The organism is Rhodanobacter sp. FW104-R8, from assembly GCF_001617365.1.
Classification (GTDB): Bacteria; Pseudomonadota; Gammaproteobacteria; order Xanthomonadales; family Rhodanobacteraceae; genus Rhodanobacter.
The window spans coordinates 1-3,858 of record NZ_LVJR01000060.1 but is presented as its reverse complement, the minus strand read 5'-3'; the positions used below and the strand labels follow the sequence as shown (position 1 = coordinate 3,858).

Below are 3,858 nucleotides of genomic sequence, written 5' to 3'. Positions count from 1 at the left end.
GTGCCGCCGGCGTCATGGCAGTTGCGCCAGCGCGTTCATGCAGCGCGCATAGTGCAGCGGCCCGCTGCCGCTGGCGATCTCGTTGCCGGGCAGCCACAGGCTGTAGTGGCCGCGCCGGGCCTGTGCCTCGTTCACCCAGCGTGCCAGGCGGGCGATGCGCGCCTCGTTGTCCAGCCCGCCGAGCTGGCGCCAGTCCAGTTGCCATTGCGGCTGGCTTTGCGGCTGCTCGAAATCCTTCACCAGCAGGTTGGCGTGGCGGGCGCTGGCCTTCCAGGCGATGTGCCGCTGCGGATCGCCGGCGCGGTAATCGCGCAGTGCGGCCAGTTCGTCGCCGCGGTGCAGGCGCATGTGGCTGGCGTCCTCGGCCGGCGCGCGGGGTGGCGGCCCGGCCACTTCCGGCCGCGGCCACACCAGCACCGACTGTTCCGGATGCAGCCAGCTCCATGCACGGAACAGCCCCAGCGGCCAGCTGCTCCACACGCGCAGCCGTGGCAGCGCTTGCCAGCCGCGCTGCGCGGTAGGCAGCGCCAGCTTCACCTGGGCGGCGGCCTGGCCGTCGAGCGCGAAGGCGGTCGTGCTGTCGCCCAGGTCGATCCGGATGGCGTTGCGCGGGCGGCCGGAATCGAACGCCAGGGCGAGTTCGAGCGGCTGGCCGGCGACCGCGTGGCCGGCACGGATGTGGGCCAGGCGCAGGCCGTCGAGGCTGCGGAACGCCACCAGCATGCTGGCCGCGCTGGCCGCGCCGAGTAGGCAGGTGAGCAGCAGGCCGGCGTTGTTCGCGTAATTCAGCGCACCGACCAGCATCACCAGCAGCAGCACGGAAAAGCCGAGGCCGAAGCCGGTCGGCACGATGTAGATGCGGCGCCGGTGCAGTTCGATCGGCAGGCTCTCGGGACGACGGTAGCGGGTGAGCGCGGGCAGCCGGCGCTCGGCCCGTCGCAACAGGCGCTGCAGCAGGCCGCGCATCAATCCACCGCCACCTCGGCCAGCAGCAGCCGCGCCAGCGTGTCGCCGTTGGCGCCGCGCACCGGCAGCAGGCGATGCGCGGCCAGCGGCACGAACAGCGCCTGGATGTCTTCCGGCAGCACATGGCCGCGGCCGCTGAGCAGGGCCCAGGCGCGCGCGGCGCCGAGCAATGCCAGGCCGGCGCGCGGCGACAGGCCCACGCGGATGTCGGCATGCCGGCGGCTGGCGGCGAGCAGCGCCTGCAGGTAGTCGAGCAGGGCGCTGCTGGCGGTGATCGCCTGCGCTTGCCGCTGCAGCGCGAGCAGGGCGCTGCCATCGAGTTGCGGGACGAGCTGGGCCAGCAGGTCGCGCCGGTCCGAGCCGGTGAGCAGGGCGCGTTCGGCGGCGGCGTCCGGGTAGTCCAGCGACAGCCGCAGCATGAAGCGGTCGAGCTGCGAGTCGGGCAGCGGGAAGGTGCCGTTGAGATCCAGCGGGTTCTGCGTGGCGACCACGAAGAACGGCTGCGCCAGCGCATGGGTCTGGCCGTCCACGGTGACCTGGCTCTCGGCCATCGCTTCCAGCAGCGCGCTCTGCGTCTTCGGGCTGGCGCGGTTGATCTCGTCGGCCAGCAGCAGCCCGGTGAAGATCGGGCCGGGGTGGAAGCGGAACTGGCCGGTCTCGCGTTCGTACACGCTGACGCCGATGATGTCCGACGGCAGCAGGTCGCTGGTGAACTGCACGCGCTGGAACTCCAGCGCGAAGGTGGCGGCCAGCGCGTGCGCCAGGGTGGTCTTGCCCACGCCGGGCACGTCTTCCAGCAGCAGGTGGCCGCCGGCGATCAGGCAGGTGAAGGCGAGCTTCACCTGGCGCGGTTTGCCCAGCAGCACGCGGTTGACCTGGGCCATCGCGGCTTCCAGTCGCTGCTGCAGAGGTGCGTCGTGGGGCTGGGTCAACGCTGACATGGGGATCCGGTCGTTCGATGGCGGATGGCAGGGAGAGCAGCAGTGTAGCCGCCGCTCAGGGCAGCTCGATGCCTGCCTCGCGCAGCATCCGCGCCAGCGCGATCAGCGGCAGGCCGATCAGCGCGCTGGGGTCGCGGTTGTCGATCGACTCGAACAGGCTGATGCCGAGGCCTTCGCACTTGAAGCTGCCGGCGCAGTCCAGCGGCTGTTCGCGTTCCACGTAACGGTCGATTTCCGCCGCATCCAGCTCGCGGAAGCGTACCCGGGTGTGGTCGACGTGGGTGCACCGGCGGCCATCGCGGCTGTCGAGCAGGCACAGCGCGGTGTGGAAGTGCACGTCGCGGCCGGAGCTGGCGGCGAGCTGGGCGCGGGCACGCTCGGTGCTGCCGGGCTTGTCGAGAACCAGCCCGTCGATCTCGGCGACCTGGTCGGAGCCGATCACCAGCGCGTTCCGATATTCCCGTGCGACCGCCTCGGCCTTGGCGATCGCCAGGCGCAGGGCGCGTGCCGCGGGCGCCTCGCCCGGCCATGGGGTTTCGTCGGTGCCGGGCGCGGCCTGCGCGAAGTCCGCGAGCAGCCGGCGCAGCAGTTCGGCGCGGTAGCGCGAGGTCGATCCCAGCACGATGCGGGGTGCGGGTGGGTTCGCCGTCATGTGTCTGAGTCGCGCCGGATATGCTCGCGCATCGCGCTGTTCAGGTCGGTCTGGGCCTGGCTGAGCGCCTGCAGCAGCGGTTGCAGGCGGTCGCGGGTGCCGCGCATCGACGCGGCGGCGGCGTCCAGCTCGTGCTGGCTGGCGTGCGGCGAGCGGTCGCGGATCCACAGGCGCTGCTGCAGCAGCGCGCGCAGGCCGGCGTCGATCGCATGCTGCGCATCCTGTTCACTGGCGGCGGGCAGGTCGGGATTGAGCGACATCACCGCATGTGCCTGCTGCAGGCCGCTGCGGCAGGTCTTGAGATCGGTTTCCAGCCGGTCGGCCAGGTCGAGCAGGGTCCTGAGGCTGCCGCTGCGCCGGGCCTGGCGTCGCCGCCACACCAGGCTGCCGCCGGCAAGGGCAATCAGCAGCACCAGCAACACGGCGGTGCCGAGCGTCAGGTAAAGGTCCAAGGGCGATGGCTCGGGCGGGAAGGAAATCCAGTCTGCCGCATCGGGGGCGGATCAGGCAAAATCGGATGTCCTGCAGGGCCGACTCCCGGCGCGCGGGTGTCTCGCCAGTTGACTTCAGGTGCAGCCGAACTTAACATTCCGAGACTATGTCCGTGACACTGCCAGAGTCCGTGGACGCTTGGCGCATGGTCTCGGCGCGGCGTTCGTTCGAGGGAACGCTGCCCATCGCGGCCTTGTCTCGCCTGAGCGAGGTGTTGGCGAGTACCGATGGCGAGCTGCAGTTCGAACTGGATTTCGGGCGCGACGAGCTGGGGATCAGCTACGTCGACGTGCGGGTTCGGGCGTCGTTGCCGCTGATTTGCCAGCGTACGCTGGAGCCGTTCGTGCTGCCGATCGCGGTGGATACCCGGCTAGGCCTGATCAGGCAGGAGCGCGACGAGGCCGGTCTGCCGCCGGATTGCGAACCGCTGCTGGTGGCCGAGGATGGCCGGTTGAATCCGGCGGACGTGATGGAAGACGAATTGCTGTTGGCGCTGCCGCTGGTTCCGGTCAACCCGGACGCCAGCCTGCCCGACGAAGTAACAGGCCAAGACCCGGATCCTGCCGGCGAGGGGCGTTCCGAGAATCCGTTCGCGGTGTTGCGCGAACTGAAGAAGTAACCACCGACCCGGGTCGTCCGATCCGGGTCATGTCGCAACAGATCATCAAGTTTCAGCTGGAGAACTACCATGGCAGTTGCCAAGAGCCGCCGTACCCCGTCCACCCGCGGCATGCGTCGTGCGCACGACGCGTTGAAGACCGTGCAGCTGTCCACCGATCCGACCAGTGGCGAAGTGCACCTGCGCCA

At 70.3% G+C, this 3,858-nt stretch carries 6 protein-coding genes; 2 read left to right on the top strand and 4 right to left on the bottom strand.

All coding sequences use genetic code 11. The features are described 5' to 3' along the window. Positions 1-12 precede the first annotated feature (12 nt). Genes RHOFW104R8_RS11065 through RHOFW104R8_RS11050 form a run of 4 tightly spaced genes read right to left on the bottom strand, consistent with a single transcriptional unit; the run spans position 13 to position 3,011 of the window. Complete coding sequence (locus tag RHOFW104R8_RS11065; protein WP_068091107.1) at positions 13-966, bottom strand: DUF58 domain-containing protein; 954 nt, start codon at positions 964-966, stop codon at positions 13-15. Continuing rightward, positions 966-1,907: a MoxR family ATPase gene (locus tag RHOFW104R8_RS11060; RefSeq protein ID WP_068091104.1), complete on the bottom strand. Its 942-nt coding sequence runs from the start codon at positions 1,905-1,907 to the stop codon at positions 966-968. Before RHOFW104R8_RS11060 ends, RHOFW104R8_RS11065 begins: the two co-directional genes overlap by 1 nt. A gap of 55 nt (positions 1,908-1,962) precedes the next feature. After that, a complete protein-coding gene (locus RHOFW104R8_RS11055) occupies positions 1,963-2,559 on the bottom strand; it encodes a nucleoside triphosphate pyrophosphatase (protein WP_068091097.1) in 597 nt (198 codons plus the stop codon). Further along, complete coding sequence (locus RHOFW104R8_RS11050; RefSeq protein WP_068091094.1) at positions 2,556-3,011, bottom strand: hypothetical protein; 456 nt, start codon at positions 3,009-3,011, stop codon at positions 2,556-2,558. Before RHOFW104R8_RS11050 ends, RHOFW104R8_RS11055 begins: the two co-directional genes overlap by 4 nt. 146 nt (positions 3,012-3,157) lie before the next feature. Between RHOFW104R8_RS11050 and RHOFW104R8_RS11045 the strand changes: the two genes are divergently transcribed. Both RHOFW104R8_RS11045 and rpmF read left to right on the top strand, forming a co-directional pair. Continuing rightward, complete coding sequence (locus RHOFW104R8_RS11045) at positions 3,158-3,670, top strand: YceD family protein (protein ID WP_082823601.1); 513 nt, start codon at positions 3,158-3,160, stop codon at positions 3,668-3,670. 69 nt (positions 3,671-3,739) lie between these two features. Beyond that, positions 3,740-3,858 (top strand): 50S ribosomal protein L32 (gene rpmF, locus RHOFW104R8_RS11040; RefSeq protein ID WP_082823600.1); only part of this gene is annotated, 119 nt, incomplete at its 3' end.

Excerpts from the sequence above, each read along its gene's own strand:
- RHOFW104R8_RS11060 (WP_068091104.1), bottom strand. The coding sequence starts at position 1,907 with ATGTCAGCGTTGACCCAGCCCCACGACGCACCTCTGCAGCAGCGACTG.
- RHOFW104R8_RS11065 (WP_068091107.1), bottom strand. The coding sequence starts at position 966 with ATGCGCGGCCTGCTGCAGCGCCTGTTGCGACGGGCCGAGCGCCGGCTG.
- RHOFW104R8_RS11045 (WP_082823601.1), top strand. The coding sequence starts at position 3,158 with ATGTCCGTGACACTGCCAGAGTCCGTGGACGCTTGGCGCATGGTCTCG.
- RHOFW104R8_RS11055 (WP_068091097.1), bottom strand. The coding sequence starts at position 2,559 with ATGACGGCGAACCCACCCGCACCCCGCATCGTGCTGGGATCGACCTCG.